Annotated in this window: 20 protein-coding genes, 1 tRNA gene and 1 riboswitch; of the genes, 10 read left to right on the top strand and 11 right to left on the bottom strand. The window is 63.3% G+C overall.

The features are described 5' to 3' along the window. Positions 1–66 precede the first annotated feature (66 nt). The 3 genes from IB272_RS03185 to IB272_RS03175 all read left to right on the top strand — a co-directional run bounded on the left by IB272_RS03185 (position 67) and on the right by IB272_RS03175 (position 3,579). Positions 67–1,266, top strand: a complete 1,200-nt coding sequence (locus IB272_RS03185; protein ID WP_060581856.1) for an aspartate aminotransferase family protein — start codon at positions 67–69, stop codon at positions 1,264–1,266. A gap of 104 nt (positions 1,267–1,370) precedes the next feature. Next, positions 1,371–2,288 carry an ornithine carbamoyltransferase gene (gene argF, locus IB272_RS03180; protein ID WP_034797163.1) on the top strand — a complete coding sequence of 306 codons (918 nt, stop codon included), beginning with the start codon at positions 1,371–1,373 and terminating at the stop codon, positions 2,286–2,288. Positions 2,289–2,589: 301 nt separating this feature from the next. Then, the gene (locus IB272_RS03175) at positions 2,590–3,579 is read left to right on the top strand and encodes an Hsp33 family molecular chaperone (protein ID WP_034797161.1); all 990 of its coding nucleotides are present in this window, start codon (positions 2,590–2,592) and stop codon (positions 3,577–3,579) included. A gap of 72 nt (positions 3,580–3,651) precedes the next feature. On the opposite strand, the gene apaG is transcribed toward IB272_RS03175, so the two are convergent. Continuing rightward, a complete protein-coding gene (gene apaG, locus IB272_RS03170) occupies positions 3,652–4,044 on the bottom strand; it encodes a Co2+/Mg2+ efflux protein ApaG (protein ID WP_034797159.1) in 393 nt (130 codons plus the stop codon). Here apaG and IB272_RS03165 point away from each other — a divergent pair. Further along, positions 4,043–4,216: a hypothetical protein gene (locus IB272_RS03165; protein WP_156400780.1), complete on the top strand. Its 174-nt coding sequence runs from the start codon at positions 4,043–4,045 to the stop codon at positions 4,214–4,216. The two genes, apaG and IB272_RS03165, sit on opposite strands and share 2 nt — an antisense overlap. A gap of 56 nt (positions 4,217–4,272) precedes the next feature. Here the strand turns inward: IB272_RS03165 and IB272_RS03160 are convergent, their stop codons facing one another. Beyond that, positions 4,273–5,457, bottom strand: a complete 1,185-nt coding sequence (locus tag IB272_RS03160) for an O-succinylhomoserine sulfhydrylase (RefSeq protein WP_034797156.1) — start codon at positions 5,455–5,457, stop codon at positions 4,273–4,275. 44 nt (positions 5,458–5,501) lie between these two features. After that, positions 5,502–5,580, bottom strand: a riboswitch (SAM riboswitch). Positions 5,581–5,654: 74 nt separating this feature from the next. On the opposite strand from IB272_RS03160, the gene IB272_RS03155 reads away from it, so the two are divergent. The 3 genes from IB272_RS03155 to IB272_RS03145 all read left to right on the top strand — a co-directional run bounded on the left by IB272_RS03155 (position 5,655) and on the right by IB272_RS03145 (position 7,886). Further along, the gene (locus tag IB272_RS03155) at positions 5,655–6,752 is read left to right on the top strand and encodes a 2'-deoxycytidine 5'-triphosphate deaminase (protein WP_060522346.1); all 1,098 of its coding nucleotides are present in this window, start codon (positions 5,655–5,657) and stop codon (positions 6,750–6,752) included. An 81-nt stretch (positions 6,753–6,833) separates the two neighbouring features. After that, positions 6,834–6,908: transfer RNA gene (locus IB272_RS03150), tRNA-Gly, on the top strand. 144 nt (positions 6,909–7,052) lie between these two features. Then, positions 7,053–7,886 (top strand): transporter substrate-binding domain-containing protein, encoded by an 834-nt coding sequence (locus tag IB272_RS03145; protein WP_060581857.1) that lies wholly within the window; start codon positions 7,053–7,055, stop codon positions 7,884–7,886. A 34-nt stretch (positions 7,887–7,920) separates the two neighbouring features. Here the strand turns inward: IB272_RS03145 and IB272_RS03140 are convergent, their stop codons facing one another. The 3 genes from IB272_RS03140 to IB272_RS03130 all read right to left on the bottom strand — a co-directional run bounded on the left by IB272_RS03140 (position 7,921) and on the right by IB272_RS03130 (position 9,938). Beyond that, positions 7,921–8,331, bottom strand: a complete 411-nt coding sequence (locus tag IB272_RS03140; protein WP_034797150.1) for a tellurite resistance TerB family protein — start codon at positions 8,329–8,331, stop codon at positions 7,921–7,923. A 127-nt stretch (positions 8,332–8,458) separates the two neighbouring features. Beyond that, positions 8,459–9,271: a thermonuclease family protein gene (locus IB272_RS03135; protein WP_060581858.1), complete on the bottom strand. Its 813-nt coding sequence runs from the start codon at positions 9,269–9,271 to the stop codon at positions 8,459–8,461. 13 nt (positions 9,272–9,284) lie between these two features. Further along, positions 9,285–9,938 carry a helix-turn-helix transcriptional regulator gene (locus IB272_RS03130; RefSeq protein ID WP_060581859.1) on the bottom strand — a complete coding sequence of 218 codons (654 nt, stop codon included), beginning with the start codon at positions 9,936–9,938 and terminating at the stop codon, positions 9,285–9,287. A 187-nt stretch (positions 9,939–10,125) separates the two neighbouring features. Here IB272_RS03130 and IB272_RS03125 point away from each other — a divergent pair, with 187 nt between their 5' ends. Beyond that, the gene (locus tag IB272_RS03125) at positions 10,126–11,208 is read left to right on the top strand and encodes a calcium:proton antiporter (protein ID WP_034797145.1); all 1,083 of its coding nucleotides are present in this window, start codon (positions 10,126–10,128) and stop codon (positions 11,206–11,208) included. Positions 11,209–11,227: 19 nt separating this feature from the next. Here IB272_RS03125 and IB272_RS03120 read toward each other — a convergent pair whose 3' ends face one another. Beyond that, complete coding sequence (locus IB272_RS03120) at positions 11,228–11,737, bottom strand: helix-turn-helix domain-containing protein (protein WP_060581860.1); 510 nt, start codon at positions 11,735–11,737, stop codon at positions 11,228–11,230. Positions 11,738–11,870: 133 nt separating this feature from the next. Here IB272_RS03120 and IB272_RS03115 point away from each other — a divergent pair, with 133 nt between their 5' ends. Continuing rightward, a complete protein-coding gene (locus IB272_RS03115) occupies positions 11,871–12,335 on the top strand; it encodes an SRPBCC family protein (RefSeq protein WP_060581861.1) in 465 nt (154 codons plus the stop codon). Between the two features lie 69 nt (positions 12,336–12,404). Here IB272_RS03115 and IB272_RS03110 read toward each other — a convergent pair whose 3' ends face one another. Further along, positions 12,405–12,986 carry a hypothetical protein gene (locus IB272_RS03110; protein WP_060581862.1) on the bottom strand — a complete coding sequence of 194 codons (582 nt, stop codon included), beginning with the start codon at positions 12,984–12,986 and terminating at the stop codon, positions 12,405–12,407. A gap of 220 nt (positions 12,987–13,206) precedes the next feature. Between IB272_RS03110 and IB272_RS03105 the strand changes: the two genes are divergently transcribed. Then, positions 13,207–14,091, top strand: a complete 885-nt coding sequence (locus IB272_RS03105; protein WP_060581863.1) for a DMT family transporter — start codon at positions 13,207–13,209, stop codon at positions 14,089–14,091. A gap of 26 nt (positions 14,092–14,117) precedes the next feature. On the opposite strand, the gene IB272_RS03100 is transcribed toward IB272_RS03105, so the two are convergent. The 4 genes from IB272_RS03100 to IB272_RS03085 all read right to left on the bottom strand — a co-directional run bounded on the left by IB272_RS03100 (position 14,118) and on the right by IB272_RS03085 (position 18,250). Further along, on the bottom strand, positions 14,118–14,951 hold the full coding sequence (locus IB272_RS03100; RefSeq protein WP_034797138.1) for a methyltransferase domain-containing protein: 834 nt from the start codon (positions 14,949–14,951) through the stop codon (positions 14,118–14,120). Between the two features lie 73 nt (positions 14,952–15,024). After that, positions 15,025–15,453 carry a GNAT family N-acetyltransferase gene (locus tag IB272_RS03095; protein ID WP_060581864.1) on the bottom strand — a complete coding sequence of 143 codons (429 nt, stop codon included), beginning with the start codon at positions 15,451–15,453 and terminating at the stop codon, positions 15,025–15,027. Positions 15,454–15,617: 164 nt separating this feature from the next. After that, positions 15,618–17,834: an FAD-dependent oxidoreductase gene (locus IB272_RS03090; protein ID WP_060581865.1), complete on the bottom strand. Its 2,217-nt coding sequence runs from the start codon at positions 17,832–17,834 to the stop codon at positions 15,618–15,620. An 11-nt stretch (positions 17,835–17,845) separates the two neighbouring features. After that, positions 17,846–18,250, bottom strand: coding sequence for a YbaY family lipoprotein (locus IB272_RS03085; RefSeq protein WP_162727257.1), 405 nt, complete (start codon positions 18,248–18,250; stop codon positions 17,846–17,848). Between the last annotated feature and the right edge of the window lie 8 nt (positions 18,251–18,258).

Genomic DNA, 18,258 nt, shown 5'->3' with positions numbered 1-18,258 from the left:
TTTGATTTTTATCGGCCCGCGTGAGGCGCGGGATCGATGTCGATCTGGAGTGAAGGAGAGCCTCGCATGACTGCAACCACGCCGCTTTACGATACCTACATGCGTGCGCCGTTGCGTTTCGAGCGAGGAGAGGGCGCCTGGCTGATCGCTGAAGACGGCACGCGTTATCTCGATTTCGGTGCCGGCGTTGCCGTGAACTCGCTCGGCCACGCGCACCCGCACCTGGTCGAAGCGCTGAAGGCGCAGGCCGACAAGGTCTGGCACCTGTCCAACCTTTATGAAATTGCGGGCCAGGAAAGCCTCGGCCGCCGGCTGACGGCGGTGACCTTTGCCGACAAGGTCTTCTTCACCAATTCGGGCGCGGAAGCGCTGGAATGCGCCATCAAGACGGCACGGCGTTACCACTTCTCCAAGGGCCACCCGGAGAAGTTCCACGTCATCACCTTCGAAGGCGCCTTCCACGGCCGCACGATCGCGACGATCGCCGCCGGTGGTCAGCAGAAATACATCGAAGGTTTCGGGCCGAAGGCGCCGGGCTTCTACCAGGTTCCGTTCGGCGACATCGCCGCGGTCAAGAATGCGATTACCGAGGAAACCGCAGCGATCCTGATCGAGCCGATCCAGGGCGAGGGCGGCATCCGTCCGGCGACCAAGGAGTTCATGCAGGAACTGCGCGCGCTCTGCGACGAGTTCGGCCTGCTCTTGATCCTCGACGAGGTCCAGACCGGCGTCGGCCGTACCGGCAAGCTGTTTGCCTATGAATGGGCGGATATCCGTCCGGATATCATGGCGGTCGCCAAGGGTATCGGCGGTGGCTTCCCGTTCGGCGCCTGCCTCGCGACTGAGGAAGCCGCATCTGGTATGGTGGCGGGCACGCATGGCTCCACATATGGCGGCAACCCGCTGGCCATGGCCGTCGGCAACGCCGTGCTCGACGTCGTTCTGGCCGACGGATTCCTGACGCATGTGCGCGATGTCGCGCTGGTCTTCCGCCAGGGCCTTGCGTCGCTCAAGGACTGCTTCCCTGATGTCATCGAGGACATCCGCGGCGACGGTTTGATGCTGGGCATCAAGGTGAAGGGCCCTTCGGCCGATCTGCTGAAGGAAATCCGCGCCGAAAAGCTCCTGGCCGTGCCGGCGGGCGAAAATGTGCTGCGTCTGCTGCCGCCGCTGACCGTGACGGCGGAAGAGGCGCGCGAGGGGCTCGCACGTATCGAACGCGCCGCCGAGGCGGTTCGCAAGGCAAGCGGCAACGCCGCGGCCTGAAGGTAGCGACCCAGGGACGACTAAGGCGTTAGAATGACCTTCGTGCGGGCACGTCGATAGCGTGCCGCACCAGGGACCGATTTTTCAGACAGGAACCGAGTACGATGGCAGGCACCAGACATTTTCTCGATCTTTCGGCCATGACGGCCGCCGACCTTCGGACGATCATCGACGATGCGCGCGTCCGAAAGGCGGCGACCAAGGCCGGAACTGCCGAGAAGCCGCTCGCCGGCAAGATGCTGGCGATGATCTTCGAAAAGCCCTCCACCCGCACCCGCGTTTCCTTCGATGTCGGCATGCGCCAGCTCGGCGGCGAAACCCTGTTTCTGTCGGGCACCGAAATGCAGCTCGGCCGCGCCGAGACGATCGGCGACACGGCCAAGGTGCTCTCGCGTTACGTCGACGCCATCATGATCCGCACCACCGACCATCGCCGCCTTCTGGAGCTGGCCGAGCATGCGACGGTCCCGGTCATCAACGGCCTGACCGACGATACGCACCCCTGCCAGATCATGGCCGATATCCTGACCTTCGAGGAGCATCGCGGTCCGGTAAAGGGCAAGACGATTGCCTGGACCGGCGACGGCAACAACGTGCTGCATTCGCTGATCGAAGGTTCTGCCCGCTTCGGATACCGCATGAACATGGCCGTGCCGCTCGGTTCCGAGCCGCAGGACAAGTTCCTGAACTGGGCGCGCAACAATGGCGGCGAGGTCCTTTTGTGTCATGACGCCGAACAGGCCGTCGCCGACGCCAATTGCGTCGTGACCGACACCTGGATCTCGATGAACCAGGAACATCGCGCCCGCGGGCACAACGTCTTCCAGCCCTACCAGGTCAATGAAGCGCTGATGAAGCGTGCGGCCTCCGATGCGCTGTTCATGCACTGCCTGCCGGCGCACCGCGGCGAAGAGGTCACCGACGAGGTCATCGACGGCCCGCAGTCGGTGGTCTTCGACGAGGCGGAGAACCGGCTGCACGCACAGAAGTCGGTCATTGCCTGGTGCATGGGGCTCGTCTGAGCCGGCTGCCCGGTCGCGCGCGACGGCGGCGAAGAGGCTTCGGTGCGCTCCGCCGAGCGTGCGCCATATAGGGGCGTGTTCACCGCACTTGACATTGTCCACGTGCGACACGATTTAGGCGGCATACGGGCGCTCCTGAAAGTAGTGAGCGCGCAACCGTCGAGGTGGTGCGTTGCTATGGCGGCGGCACATACCTGGTGGACAATCCGTTTATCGCGGGATCAACTGAGACAGCGAGCACGTTGCGCGGGGATAGCAATATCTCTGGTGCAGCTTGGTGGCTGAAGGCAAGGAGCAAGACATGACTGACATGACGCCGGGGCTTGGTGAGTTCGACTTTGCCGGTGACGATCACGTCGTGCCTTTCCAGGTGGAAGGCCTCGACGTGCGCGGCCGCGCCGTGCAGCTCGGCCCCATGCTGGACGCAATCCTCGAGCGCCACAACTATCCGCTTCCGGTCGCGCGTCTGGTTGCTGAAACCGTTGTACTCACCGTGTTGCTCGGGACCTCGCTGAAGTTTGAAGGCAAGCTGATCGTCCAGACTCAGGGCGATGGCCCTGTCGATCTGGTGGTCGCTGATTTCTCGACGCCGGATCGCGTGCGCGCCTATGCCCGCTACGATCAGGAAGCGCTTGCCGCTGCCGAAAAGGACGGCCGGACCCTTTCGCACGAGCTGCTCGGAAAGGGCGTGCTCGCCTTCACCATCGACCAGGGCGCCCATACCCAGCGTTACCAGGGGATCGTTGCGCTCGACGGAGCGACGCTGGAAGAAATCGCCGGCGTCTATTTCCGGCAGTCGGAGCAGATCCCGACCAAGGTGCGCCTTGGCGTGGCCGAGCTTCTCGATCGCGACGAAAACGGCAAGCCGCGCCATCGCTGGCGCGCCGGCGGCATGGTCGCCCAGTTCCTGCCGGAAGCGCCGGAGCGCATGCGCCAGCCCGACCTTTCCGGCGGTGATGGCGATGATGGTGAAAGCGCGTTCGGGGACGACGATCTCTGGGCCGAAGCCAAGGTGATGGTCGAAACGATCGACATGGACGAGTTGACCGATCCGATGGTCGGAACCGAGCGGCTGCTCTATCGCCTGTTCCACGAGCGCGGCGTCCGCGTCTACGAACCGCAGGCGGTCTACGACCGTTGCAGCTGCTCGCGCGAGAAGCTTCAGTCGGTGTTGTCCAACCTGAGCACGGACGACCTCGAAAGCACCATCGACGATGGCGAAGTCAAGGTGACCTGCGAGTTTTGCTCGACGACCTATCGCTTCGAAGCAAGCGAGGTGCGCCCGCAGTAGCGGGCGCCTCCGGCCGACTGGCCGCGATTTAGAGCGACGCTAGTCCGAAGGACGCGCTGTTCCGGATTGGCTTCAGTTCAGGGTGCGCACGAGCCCGGGTGAATCGAGCGAGAAGGCGGGGATGGCAACGTTGAAGGTCTCTCCGCCTTCCGATTCCATGCTGTAGTGGCCGAACATGACGCCTGAGGGCGTATCCAGAGGGCATCCGGACGAATACTCATAGGTATCGCCGGGATTGAGCAGCGGCTGCTCGCCGATGACGCCCGGACCGCTGACCTCGTCGACTTGCCCGTTCTCATCGGTAATGTGCCAGTAGCGCGTCATCAACCGCACGGACGCGTCCGAGTGGTTTGAGATGACGATGCGATAGCCCCAGACATAGCGGCCGTCATCGGGATCCGACTGCTCTTCGAGATAGTACGGCTCCACCGTAACTTCTATGTCGCGGGTCAAAGCGCGATACATGGGCATCACCTTGCTTCAGGTCTTTCAGGGTATTCTACAGCAAGATGGTTTCGTCAAGAATAACGGCAAGATTGTGCGATCCCATGATGGGACGGATGGCCGTGCTGACGCGATCGAGCGGGTGAAACGTGCCTGGCGCATTGGCGCCCCGCCGCCGGAAACCATCTCGTGATGGCCGGCAAGCGGCGTTCGGCCGCCGTTGATCACGGCGGCCGTGTCTTCGTAAAATCAGGCCTTCACGGCCTTCAGCGCGCGGGCGAAATCTTCCACCACATCGTCGCTGTCCTCGATACCGGCCGAGAAGCGCACGGTTCCAGCAGAAATGCCGAGTTCTTCGCGGGCCTCGTCGGTCAGGTTCTTGTGCGTGGTCGTTCCCGGATGGGTGATCAGGCTCTTGCTGTCGCCGAGGTTGTTGGAGATGCGCACGATCTCCAGCGCGTTCTGCAGCGCGAAGGCAGCGTCCTTGCCGCCCTTCAGTTCGAAGGCGACGAGCGTCGATCCGCCGGTCATCTGCTTGGCGATGATGTCGGCCTGCGGATGATCCTTGCGGCCCGGATAGATGACCTTGGCGACCTGCGGCTGTTCTGCCAGGAAGTCGGCCACGCGGCGGGCCGTTTCCGTCTGCTGACGCACGCGCAACGGCAGCGTCTCGATACCTTTCAGCAGCGTCCAGGCGTTGAACGGCGACATCGCCGGGCCGGTGTGGCGGAAGTAGTCGTGCAGGTGCTCGTTGATCCATTCCTTGTCGGAAAGCACGACACCGCCGAGGCAACGGCCCTGGCCGTCGATATGCTTGGTGGCGGAATAGACGACGATATGGGCGCCGAGTTCCAGCGGCTTCTGGAAGAGCGGCGTCGCAAAGACGTTATCGACGACGACCTTGGCGCCGATCTGGTTGGCGAGCTTGGCAACGCCGGCAATGTCGATGACTTCGAGCGTCGGGTTGGTCGGGCTTTCGAGGAAGAAGACCTTGGTGTTCTTCTGGATCGCCTTTTCCCAGTTGGCGAGGTCGCGTCCGTCGACCAGCGTGCACTCGATGCCGTATTTCGGCGCCAGCGTCTCGACCACCCAGCGGCAGGAGCCGAAGAGGGCGCGGGCGGCGACGATGTGGTCGCCGGCCTTCAGCTGGCAGAGAATGGCGGCGGTGACGGCAGCCATGCCCGATGCCGTGGCGCGCGCATCCTCGGCGCCTTCCAGCATGCACATGCGCTTTTCAAACATGTCGTTGGTCGGGCTACCGTAGCGGGCGTAGATGAAGCCTTCGGTCTCGCCCTTGAAACGAGCTTCCGCAGCTTCCGACGTCTCGTAGACAAAGCCCTGGGTAAGGAAGATCGCCTCGGAGGTCTCTCCGTGCTGGGAACGGGTGGTCCCGCCATGGACCAGTTGCGTTGCGGGGCGCCAGTTTTTGCTCATGTGACGGTCACTTTCAAAAACAAAAAAACCGGCCGCGTGAAGGGCCGGTTTGACACCCGGCCTTTTTAGCTACTTGTTTAACGTGGCTGCAAGCCGACCGGCCAAATCACCACGGGATAAAGCTTCAATACTGCCAGGGTACGCTTGCGTCAATTCCCGGAGTTTGGTTTTGTCTCGCAACTGAAAAGAGGACTGCAATGGGCCGCGACACTGGGATTTTGGCCGATCGCGCGATCGCCGCGCTGTTAGAATCGGGACGCCTCAAAAGCGAGAAGCCGCTGGATGACGATCAGATCCAGCCGGCAAGCCTCGACCTGCGCCTAGGCTCGAAGGCTTTCCGCGTCCGCGCAAGCTTCATGCCGGGTCCGTCTCACCTCGTTGCCGACAAGCTCGACCGGCTGAAGCTGCACGTCGTCGATCTGACCGATGGCGCGGTGCTGGAAACGGGCTGCGTCTACATCGTGCCGCTGATGGAAAGCCTGGAACTGCCTGAGGGCATGTCGGCCTCGGCCAACCCGAAAAGCTCGACCGGTCGCCTCGACATCTTCACCCGCGTCATCACCGATCGCGCCCAGGAATTCGACAAGATCCCGGCCGGCTACAGCGGTCCGCTCTATCTCGAAATCAGCCCGCGCACCTTCCCGATCGTCGTGCGCCGAGGCTCGCGCCTGTCGCAGATCCGCTTCCGCATGGGCCAGTCTATCCTGTCGGAGCAGGAACTGCAGGCGCTGCACGAGAGCGACGTGCTGGTGGCGAGCGACAAGCCGAACGTCAGCGGCGGCGGCATCGCGCTGTCGATCGATCTGAAGGGCACCGGGCCCGAAGGCCTGATCGGCTATCGCGGCAAGCATCACACCGCCGTCATCGACGTCGACAAGAAAGCGCAGCATGCGATCTTCGATTTCTGGGAGCCACTTTACAGCCGCGGCCGCGATGAACTGATCCTCGATCCGGATGAGTTCTACATTCTCGTCTCGCGCGAGGCGGTGCATGTTCCGCCGCTTTATGCGGCCGAGATGACGCCGTTTGATCCGCTGGTCGGCGAGTTTCGCGTGCATTATGCCGGCTTCTTCGATCCGGGCTTCGGCCATGCCTCGGCCGGCGGCACGGGCAGCCGTGCCGTGCTGGAAGTGCGCAGCCACGAGGTGCCGTTCATCCTCGAACACGGCCAGATCGTCGGCCGCCTGATCTACGAACACATGCTGGAACGGCCGGATGGTCTCTATGGCCTCGGCGTCGGCTCCAACTACCAGGCGCAGGGCCTGAAGCTCTCGAAGCATTTCCGCGCCGAGTAGGGGATTTCGAAGCGCCCCTTACGCGATCCCGCGCAAGGGTGCTTGACAGATCGCCCCGGTTCGGGAAGTTTCGCAGGCGCCGCGGGTGTAGTTCAGCGGTAGAACGCCAGCTTCCCAAGCTGGATGTCGTCGGTTCGATCCCGATCACCCGCTCCATTCTTTCTCGTCCCGTTCCTTGTGTAACCGCGTTCTCGTGGCGGCCTATGGTCAGCTGCGCTGCGGCCGGTTACTTTACCGCTCGATGAATCACTGCGGTTCCAAGGGCCGCCCCTGCCACATGAGACGTGCCGGCCGCTGCCCATGAAAGTTCTTCCCCTTTTCGCCCTTTGCGCATCCTTGATCGCGACGCCGCTTGCGGCCGAGGCCAAGGATCTGCCGCTGCTGTTCGACGCGCGCGAACGCATCGCCAAGCCCGATCTCACGGGCCTGGCGCGCCTGCGTTTCTTGACGACGGTGGATTTTCCGCCGTTCAACTTCATCGACCAGTCCGGCAAGCTTTCGGGATTTCATGTCGATCTCGTGCGCGAGATCTGCCGCGAGCTTGACATCGAGGCCAAATGCCAGATCCAGGCCGTGACCTATGCGGAGCTGCTGCCGGCACTGGAAGAGGGGCAGGGCGAGGCGGTGGCCGCCGGTATCGCCGTCGGTCCGGAACTGCGCCAACGCTTCGGCTTTTCCCGCGCCTTCATGCGGCTTCCAGCGCGCTTCGCCGTCAATACCAAGGCGGCCGGCGCAGTCTCGGCACCGAGCGATCTCAAGGGGAAGCCGGTCGGTGTCGTCGCCGGAACCACGCATGAGGCGATGTTCAAGGCGTTTTTCCCAAAGATCGAGGCCAAGGTCTATCCCGACCGCGAGGCCATGCTGACGGCTCTGCAGAAGGGCGATGTGCCGGCGGTGTTTTCCGACGGCATGCAGCTGTCCTTCTGGATCTCGGGTAGCGCTGCTGGCGGCTGCTGCACGCTTGTCGATGGCGCCTACTTCTCGCAGCGCTTCCTCGGTGAAGGCCTGACGATCATGAACCGCAAGTCCGAGCCTGCCCTGACCCAGGCGATCGATCACGCGCTGCTGGCGCTGTCGCGCAGCGGCCGCTTGGAGGAAATCTACCTGCGCTACTTCCCGAACGGAATCTATTAGGCGCCAGAACTTTTAGGCGTGATCACCGGCCGGCCTATCGGCGGAAGCGGGCGAGCGCGCCGCGCTCGATAGCGGCGCAGGTCAGCTTGTCGAGGCCAAGCCGGTCGCGCAGCAACTGCAGCAGGCGGATTTCTTCGTTGCGGATGCGCTGGTCGGCGGCCGCGATCTCGACGGCGAGCGCATAGGCCGTCTCGTGGAACTTCTCCGGCAGCGCTTCGCGCACGATCTCGAGCATGATGTCGAGCCCCTCGGGCGCCGCCAGCTGCGCCGAGCATTCATGGCCGATATGGACGAGGCTGTCCTCGTCGAAGCCGTCGAACACGGGCAGGAACTGAACCAGCCGGCCGATGCGGGCAAACTCGTCGTCGCTCATCTCGCGGTCGACCGCCGACATCATCACCATGACATAGATGAGAGCTTCGTGGTGGCTGAGGCTTGGTTGCATGGGCTTTCCGGCGGTAGAGCGATTCCAGGGATGGGACGGTTCCTGATCCGGAATTGCGTCGTTTCAAAGAGTTGAGCCGTCTGCCGCTTTCGGCAGCCGGTCGAGAGCTGGGAATTGTCGCGGCTATTTACAAGTCCGGCTGCGAAGCGTCCACTCCGATGCCGAGGGTCGGATCGTCGAATGTCATCGGCGTGTGGCTGAGGTCGCGCGGATCGTCACCGTAAAAACCGAGCTTCGCCTCGCGTGCTGCGTCGGCGCGTTTTTCGAGGGTCGAGCCGGGAACCGGCGTTGCCCAGCCATTGTCGACGAGCCAGGTGGCAAGATCCTGTCCGCCAAGCGTGCAGGAGGCGGTGGCCGAAGGGCCGGAATCTCCTTCGGGCAGATCGCAGCTGACCGCACGTGCGCGCAGGAAGTTTCTGAAGGCGGTTCGCGCGACGATGCCGCAGGGCCAGCTCTTGCCGGCGCTTTCGCAGGTCCGCTCCGCTTGTTCCGGCTCGATGCCGTCGATCTGCAGCGTCAGCTTGTCGAACTGGATCACACCGGCGGCGACCGCGACCGGGCGATAGAGTACGGTCGGCCCGGCGGCCTTCGCTTCCTTCTTCGGTTCCGACAACGGCGCACGCGGTTCCACCCGTTCGAGCGGCGCACTGGTGACCGTATCGGGCAGGCCGAACTGCTGTGGCTCGATGGCGCGTGCCGCATTTTCCGTCGTGGGCGATTGTTCGCTGGTCGTCGCCGCGCCGCCGGGATCGAGCGGGACCTCGTCGTCGGCCTGATCCGGCGTCGCCTCGAAATCTGTCATGTCGGGCGTTTCGAGAACGAGTTCCGGTGTGGCGGCGGTCTCACGGTCGCGGATGGCAATAGCGCCCGCATAGAGGATGCCGGTGAAAAGGGCGATTGCGGCGATGCCGCCGGCAAGGGTGTAGAAATGCTGCCGCATCAGGAAGGACGTCCTATTGGCTGGCCCAGATAATTCGGGCGATCCATTCGATCTGGCTGGTCTCGAAGCTCCGGTTCGGATGCTCGGGATTGAGCGATAGAAGTTCGATCACACGCGGCGTCTGGCGCGTGAGCACCTTTGCCATGACCTCGCCCTCCTGCGTCTTCACCACAACCCGATCGCCACGCCTGATCGGCGCGCCGGGGTCGACGATCAGGATGTCGCCGTCGCGGTAGAGCGGCAGCATGCTGTCTCCCTGGACCCCGAGCGCATAGGTGCCGCTGCGCTTTTCCGCATCCGTCGGAAAGTCGATGACGTCCCAGCCCTGACCGGCGGGAAAGCCGCCATCGTCGAAGTAGCCGCCGGCACCCGCCTGGGCAAAACCGATCAGCGGGATCGTGGCAGCGGCCACCGGCTCGGAAGGCGCTGGGACCCCCTCCGGCTGCAGTAGGCTGGTGAACTGGTCCATGGTGGCGCCCGTCGCCCCCAGCACCTTGGCGATCGATTCTGTCGAGGGCCAGCGCTCGCGCCCGTCGGCGGAGCGACGTTTGGATTTGTTGAAGGAGGTCGGGTCGAGGCCGGCACGGCGCGCGAGGCCGGACGGCGAGAGCTGGTGGCGCTCGGCCAGGGTGTCGATAGCGTGCCAGATCGTGCCGTGAGACAACATGACGAGAGATCCAGGCCGGGCAGGCGGCCACTTGCTGCTTTGGTTCCCGGCCACACTACCGAAACGCTGCAGGGCGGTAAAGAATCGGGAGGAAAATAGTCCTCTTTCCGTCATTTGATTTGCGGGACGCGGCCCCTATAGTTCCGGTGATGGGCAGGACAGGCTTTCGGTGGAGGGCGTTTTGTTGATGCGCATGAAAGCGGAACGCCTGCTGATCGTCGCCATGCTTGCCGCGGTCGCCGGGCTTGCGCTCGAAGATCGCCTGCTTGAGATGGGGCGCCTCGCAACGCTTCTCGGTGCCGCCGGTCTGGTGGTTGCGATCGTGCTTGCATCGCTGCGGGTGTCGCATCACGCCGAGGTTCTGGCATCCAAGGTCGGCGATCCCTATGGCACGATGATCCTCACGCTCTCGGCGGTGCTCGTCGAAGTCGTCGTGCTGGCGATCATGATGACCAGCGAGACCTCGCCGACGCTGGTGCGCGACACGATCTATGCGGCCGTCATGCTCGACATCAACGGCATCCTGGGCCTCGCAGCCCTTCTCGGAGGTCTGAAGCACGGCGAACAGCCCTATAATGACGATTCCGCCCGCACCTACAGCGTGATGATCCTGACGGCGATGGGGATTTCTATGATCGTGCCGGAATTCGTGCCGGCGGCGAAATGGCATCTCTACTCGGCCTTCACCATCGGCGCGATGATCACGCTCTACGCCCTGTTCCTGCGCATGCAGGTGGGCGTGCACAGCTACTTCTTCAGCTACAGCTATCCGAAGGCGAAGGGCGAGGGGAGCGCGAGAGAGGGCGGCCCCGACCAGCCGGTGTTGCCGTCGATCGTGATCCTGATCCTCGGCATCGTGCTGATCGGTGTGCTGGCGGAAGTGATGTCGTCGCTGCTGACATCGGGCTTGAAAGGGAGCGGTGCACCGCCCGCTGTCACGGCCATCGTCGTCGCGGCGATTTCCGCCTCTCCGGAGATCATGACCGCCATGCGCGCCGCTCTCGCAAATCGCATGCAGGCGGTCGTCAATATCGCGCTCGGCGCTTCGCTTTCGACCGTCATCCTGACGGTGCCGGTGATGGAGGCGATCGCGCTCTATACCGGCCAGCCGTTCCTGATGGCGATGTCGCCGGTGCAGACGGTGATGGTGACGATCACGCTGATCGTTGCCGCGATCAACCTCAATGACGGCCAGACCAACGCCATCGAGGGCATGACGCATTTCGTGCTGTTTGCCACCTTCGTCATGCTCTCGGCGATCGGGCTCTGAACGGGCCGCCGGGCGAAGGTCAGGCCGTCGCCTTTTCCTGCGCCTTCCTGGCGACCACCTCTTCATAGGCGGCCTGGAGCGTGGCGCGCACCCGCGGCGGGCCATCGAGCGGCATCCCCAGATGGTCGTGCCGCAGTTCGTCCATGAAGCGATCCCAGAGCGCCGGGCCGCCGTTCTCCATGAGTTCGGCGCGAATGCTGAGCTCTTCGCTGACCGGCAGGTAGCGCCGTCCCCAGGCACCGAGCTGGGCCATGATCGGCACGAGCGCAATCGTCATTTCCGTCAGGCTGTAGATCGCCTTCTGCTTGTGCGTGGGGTCGTCACGCTTCGTCAGCATTCCCTGTTCGACCAGCATCTTCAGCCGGTCCGCCAGGATGTTCGAGGAGATGCCCTCCTGCGATCGCAGCAGCTCCCGGAAGTGCCGTTTGCCGCCGAAGATCATATCGCGAATGATCAGCAGGCTCCATTTGTCGCCGAACACTTCGAGCGAAAGATTGATCGGGCAACCCGAGCGCATGTCGTCCTTCATTGGCACCTCTTTAAAACCGCTTGCATTATCGCATCACTGACGTTAACGTTCAACTGATTTCAAAATTATAGCAGTTCACAATCGAAACCAGTTTCGTATAAACCATCGGTTTCCGACCCAGAGGAGGCAGGACATGATCGACAGATCCGTGGAACATTCGAGCTTCACCATTGAACGCAGCTTCAAGGCGACACCGGTTGAGGTGTTCAGGGCGTTCTCGGAGCCAGCCGCAAAGGAGCGCTGGTTCGTCAACGTCGAAGCCGGGGCGCAGATCACCCACGACTTCCGCGTCGGCGGCCGCGAAAGCGGTCGCTTCAGCGTGGACGACGGGACGACCTATTACGACGATACCGTCTATCTCGATATCGTCGAGAACCGCCGGATCATCTTTGCCTATACGATGACGCAGAACGACAGGCGGATTTCGGCCTCCGTCGCCACGGTCGATATCCAGCCTGCGGGCACCGGCACGCGCCTCGTCTTTACCGAACAGGTGGCCTTCCTCGACGGGCTCGACAAGCTCGAGTACCGTCGCGGAGGCTGGGAAGAGTTGATGGGGGCATTGGCCAAGGAGCTCGGCGAGGCGGTTGCTGCCTGAGGCACAACGTTTGGCCGCGCATAGCGATCGATTTCCCGGAGGACACGTGCTGGTCCTCCGGGATTTTTTCTAGTGCATGGCGGCGATCGCGCTGCCGGCGATGCCGACGGAGAAGAGCGAGAGGCAGACGGCGGCGATCCGGCGCGGCAGGTGCGAAGCCGAAAGACCCTTGGACATCTGCACCAGCAGGGCGCCGGCCCCGATCCAGGTCGACCCGGCGGCGATGACCAGCAGGGAGAAGCCGGCGATCCAGGGCCAGACGGCTGCCAGTCCTGTCTGCGGCAACAGCACCAGGGCGACGATCAGGGCTTTCGGATTGAGCAGCGTCGTGACGAAGACTTGTCGGATGGAGATGACGACACCTTCGCTGCGCTCGGCATCGGTCGTCCAGAGCGCATAGGCGAGATAGAGAACCCAGCAGGCGGCAATGAGCCTCAGCGCCAGGCCGAGGTTCGGATGGGCGGCAAGGAACGGTGCGAGCAACGCGACGGCGGGAATGATCACCGCGAGATAGCCGCCGAGCTCGCCGGTCAAAAGCGGCAGCGACCGGCGAAACCCGGCCGATGCGCCGGAGAGCCAAAGCAGCGTATTCGTCGGACCGGGCGTCGCGAGCAGGACGAGGGCGGCAAGGGCAAAGGCGAGCGGCTGCATGTCGTTGGGACCCGAGTTTCATGGTCGTTATCGCTGCCTTCTAGCAGCGGCGCAAGCGCCGGTTCTTGATCTCCATCAAGCTTGCTGTCCGATCTGTGGTGCAAGCCACCCCAAGAAATCGCCACAGCGCCGCCCCGACATGCCCCTTCCGCGCCCGTCGCGGCCGCGCTATCAGACGGGCTCCGCCGCTTCTCCTCCCGCCGGCGTGATCGAGGCTCCCATGAACAAGACCGTCCTGTCAGGCATCGTCATGACGACGTTTTCCTATTTCCTGTTTTCGCTGCAGGATGCGTCGGTCAAATGGCTGGTCGTCGGCTACTCGGTCTGGCAGATCCTGTTTACCCGCAGCATCACCATTCTCTTGCTCTGCCTTGTGATCGGTCGCGGCAAGCTGGTGCGCAGCGCCATCTCGTCGCCGGTGATCAAACCGCTCTTCGTGCGCAATCTTTTGCTGCTCGCTGCCTGGCTTTCCTATTTCAACGCGGCGCGCGACCTCGGCCTGGCGGAGATGACCACCCTTTACTACGCCGCGCCAATCATCGTGACGCTGCTTGCTGTACCGATCCTGAAGGAGGACGTGCCGCCGATCCGCTGGTTCGCTGTGTTCATCGGCTTCGTTGGCGTGCTCATCGCCTGCGATCCGCTCGGCACCGGCATGAAACTGTCGCTGCCGGTTTTCCTGGCGCTTATCGCCGCCGTCTTCTGGGCGATCGGCACTGTCATGCTGCGCAAGACGGCACTTCAGGAAACGACCCTGGTGCAGATGACGATCTCCAACGTCTTTTTCATCGGCATGACCGGGCTTGCCGTCGGCTTTTTCTGGACGCCGCCTGCGCTCTTCGACGTCGCGCTGATGGCCGGAACCGGCGTCATCGCCGGCATCGCCCAGTACGCGTTGTTCGAGGGTATGCGCCGGGCACCGATCTCAGTGATCGCGCCGTTCGAATATACCTCGCTCGTCTGGGCCTTCGGACTCGGCTTCCTGATCTGGGGCGACGTTCCGGCCATGAACGTCTTTGCCGGCGCCGGGCTGATCTTTGCGGCCGGCCTGCTGATCATCGTCGGCGAACGACTGGCGCATCGGAGCGCCGGTGCCGCCGCTTAGAGATACGGGACGGACGGAAATCGTCGTCATGCTTTGATGACGAGCGCCTCGGGAACACGGCCGGTCAGCCTGAAGAACATGTGTGAGGTCACGAGCACGTTTGGGTCGGCAAGATGCTGGTCGAGTGCTTCCAGATCGGCATCGAGCTCGGCCTGGCCGATGAAGCCTTCGGCGACAAGCCCGCCGCGGACATTGTCGATGAAATCCCGAAGGATCGGCCGGCGGTCGTGACCCGGCGGATAGACATGCTCGACAGCGTCGACGGATATCGCCTCGATACCGGCGTTCCGGAACAGACGATGCAGCCGGCGACCGATATTGAGGTCGATGCCTCTGGCGGCGGAATAGGCGACATAGGCGGCAAGCAGCCGGTCCCAGGCGGCAAGCGGCGGATCGCAGATATGTCCGAGGAAATCGGCCTCGAAGCTCGCAATCCAGCCACCCGGCCGTACCAATGACACCATTTCGAGCACGATCAGCTCTGGCCGCGGCACGTTGACGAGCACCAGCCGCATATGAGCGCCGTCGAAGGAACGGCGCGGCAGGCCTGTCGCATAGGCATCGCCCTCGCGCACATCCACCTGGGGGAGCGCATGGCCGGCAACGAAACGGCGGGCGAGTTCGACAAAATTCGGATCGCGTTCGATGCCGAGCACCGATCCGTTTGGCCCGACGCGTTTGCCAAGTAGGTGCAGAACCCCACCGGGGCCGCAGCCAAGATCGACGACGCGTTCGCCCGGCCGGATTCCGACCCGTTCGAGCTGCTGGTCGGAATCAGGGGCGAGATTGGCAATCTGTCGTTTCAGGCGTTCTTCTTCGGGCCCGGCGCGCCCAAGAAGATAGAGATCAGGCTCGCTCATGGCGTGTCCCCCTCTGACCTCGCGGAGGATGCGCCTGCGCGCGAAGAGCGTCAATCAGAAGATGCTGATAAGCTTAACGCACGCCGGACGTCATGAAGCGCCGCTCGGCGGTTTCTTCATAGATCACAAGACCTTCGCGGCGGTAGAACGCCACCGCCGGATTGGTCGTCAGCACGCTGAGCTGCACGGGCAGGCCGATCGCCCTTGCTTCAACGAACACTTGGCGAAGCGCGATCGCACCGTAGCCGCACTTCTGGTGACCGGGCGCGACGTAAAGCTTGTTCACCCAGAAATGGTCCTCGCGCCGCGTGACCGATACGCAGCCGACATCCTCGTGCCCCACGGCGATGATGCGATGCTCGCCGAGGATGAGTGCATCCGCCAGCCGAGGCTGCCAGCTGCCCCAAAGCGCGATCGCATAGTTGCGCATGCAGGCTTCTTCCAGCCAGTGCAGATAGGGTTCGTCGCCGGGGACGGCGGGGCGGAGGGCGGCTTTGGTCATGGCTTCGTCATGGAGTGTGGTTCAATCCGCGCAGGCCTAGCACCACAACCGTAACAGAGTGATGGCGGCCGGGTGGGCGCTAAGCCGGCAAGGGCCTCGAGCAGGCCGTGCTCAAACGAAAACAGGCCCTCAAGGGGCCTGCTTCCAATGCTATTCAGCGAACCTTACGCCGCCTGCTTCTTCTCGCCATAGGGGTCGAAGCGGCCGTAGAAGGTCTCGCCGCGTTCGGCCATTTCCTTGAGGAGTGCCGTCGGCTTGAAGTGGTTGCCATAATCCTTGGCGAGCGTCTCGCACATCTCGACGAAGGCCTTCACGCCCATGCCGTCGATGTAGGAGAGCGTGCCGCCGGTGTAGGGAGCAAAGCCGAAACCGAGGATCGAGCCGACGTCTGCTTCGCGCGGATCGGTGACGATGCCTTCTTCCATGGTGCGGGCCGCTTCGAGCGCGATCGTCGCGAGAAGCCGCTGCTTCAGCACCTCGACATCGATCTTGTCTGCGTTCTTCTGCGGATAGAGGGTTTTCAGCTCCGGCCACAGATACTTCTTGGCGGGCTTGGCCGGATACTCGTAGAAGCCCTTGCCGTTCTTGCGACCGCGACGGTCGAGATCGTCGACCATCTTGTTGATCAGCGCCAGGTGCTTGGGATCGACAGCCTTTTCGCCGAGGTCGGCGACGGTGGCCTTGAGGATCTTCTGGCTGAGGTCGATCGCCACTTCGTCGTTGAGCGACAGCGGGCCGACCGGCATGCCGGCCATCTTGGCGGCATTTTCGATCATCGCCGGCGGCACGCCTTCGATCAGCATGTCATAGGCTTCGTGGATGTAGCGGAAGACGCAACGGTTGACGTAGAAGCCGCGGGTGTCGTTGACGACGATCGGCGTCTTCTTGATCGCCGCGACATAGTCGAGTGCCACGGCGAGCGCCCTGTCGCCGCTCTCCTTGCCGAGGATCACTTCCGTCAGCATCATCTTCTCGACCGGTGAGAAGAAGTGGACGCCGATGAACTGGCCCGGGCGCTTGGAGTTCTTGGCAAGACCGGTGATCGGCAGCGTCGAGGTGTTGGAGGCAAAGATCGCGTCTTCGGCAATCACCGCTTCCACCTTCTCGATCACGTCCTTCTTGACCTGGCGATCCTCGAACACCGCTTCGACGACGAGGCCGGCGGTCTTCAGGTCATTGTAGTCGGCCGAAGGGGTGATACGGGCAAGCAGCGCCTCGCCCTCTTCCTTGGTCAGGCGGCCCTTGCCGATCGAATCCTTGACCAGGCCTTCCGAATGCGCCTTGCCCTTTTCGGCCGCTTCCATGTCGCGGTCGATCAGCGTCACCGCAATGCCGGCAGCAGCCGTCACATAGGCGATCGAGGCGCCCATGAAGCCGGCGCCGACGACGCCGACATGCTTGAATTCGGACTTCGGCACGCCGGCCGGACGACGGGCGCCCTTGCCGAGTTCCTGCATCGAGACGAACAGCGAGCGGATCATCGAGAAGGCTTCGGTCGTTTGAAGGATCTCGGTGAAGTAGCGCTGCTCGATCTTGAGCGCCGTGTCGAACGGTACCTGCAGGCCTTCATAGACGCACTTCAGGATCGCGACGGCGCCCGGATAGTTGCCGTAGGTCTCGCGGCGCAGGATGCCGGAAGCGGCCGGCCAGAGCTGGGCCGAAGCCGGCGTCCAGATGCCGCCGCCCGGAACCTTGTAGCCCTTTTCGTCCCACGGCTGGACCGGCTTCAGGCCGTTCTTGATCATCGCCTTGGCCGCGTCGACCAGCTTGTCGGCATCGACGACTTCATGCACCAGGCCAAGCGCCTTGGCGCGGGCTGCCGTCAGCGACGAGCCTGTCGTCATCATCTGCAGCGCGTCCTGCGCATTGGTCAGGCGCGGCACGCGCTGGGTGCCGCCGGCGCCCGGGAAAATGCCGACCTTGACTTCCGGCAGCGCGATCTTGACCGACTTGGAATTCGACGCGACACGGCCGTGGCAGGCGAGCGAAAGCTCGAAGGCGCCGCCCATGCAGGTGCCGTTGATCGCCGATACCCATGGCTTGCCCGAGGTTTCGAGCTTGCGGAAGAGCCCGGTCATGCGGCCAACGAGGTCGAAGAGCTTCTGGGCGGCGTTATCCGGATCCTTCTTCTTTTCTTCCTGCTGGAAGGTGAACATCGACTTGATCATCGAAAGGTCGGCGCCGCCGGAGAAGCTCGACTTGCCGGACGTAAAGACGACGCCCTTGACCGCTGCGTCGGCCGTGGTCTGGTCGACGATGGCGTTGAGCTCTTCCATCACCTCCTGAGTGAAGACGTTCATCGACTTCTCAGGCATGTCCCAGGTGACGAGCGCGATGCCGTCAGCGTCGGTCTCGATCTTGAAATTGGTGTAATTCGTCATGGTTCTCCCCCTCAGTAGAGAATGGGTTCGATCTGCAGCGAGACGTTCGATCCGCCGCTGTAACGTTGCTTGCTGGTGTTGGTGGCGATCAGCCGGCCGTCGCGCTCGACGCGGATGGTGAAGCCCGCGTCGACAGCCTTGTCGAGTTCGGGCTTCGGCACCTGCAGCACGAAGGGCACGCGGGTGGCCTTGCCGTCGCTGACAACCGAAGTCTCGGCGATCAGCTTGGCGGCGACGTCCATCACGCCCTGCTCTTCGAGCCGGATCGTGACGGTGCCGGCCGGAACCGGGCCGCTCGCGACATTGGAGATCGCACCGGTGAGCGTGAAGCTGTCGCCGCCTTCCTCCTCGTCGGAGACGCAGCCCGCGGCTGCAAGCAGCCCCAGGCCCATCACTCCGAGAAGGGTGCGGCGCATCACGTCCA

Origin of the sequence: Ensifer sp. ENS08, from assembly GCF_014852195.1 — a bacterium.
In the GTDB taxonomy this organism is placed as follows: Bacteria; Pseudomonadota; Alphaproteobacteria; order Rhizobiales; family Rhizobiaceae; genus Ensifer; species Ensifer adhaerens.
The sequence above is the reverse complement of the archived record's forward strand: the minus strand, read 5'-3'. Positions and strand labels throughout refer to the sequence as shown.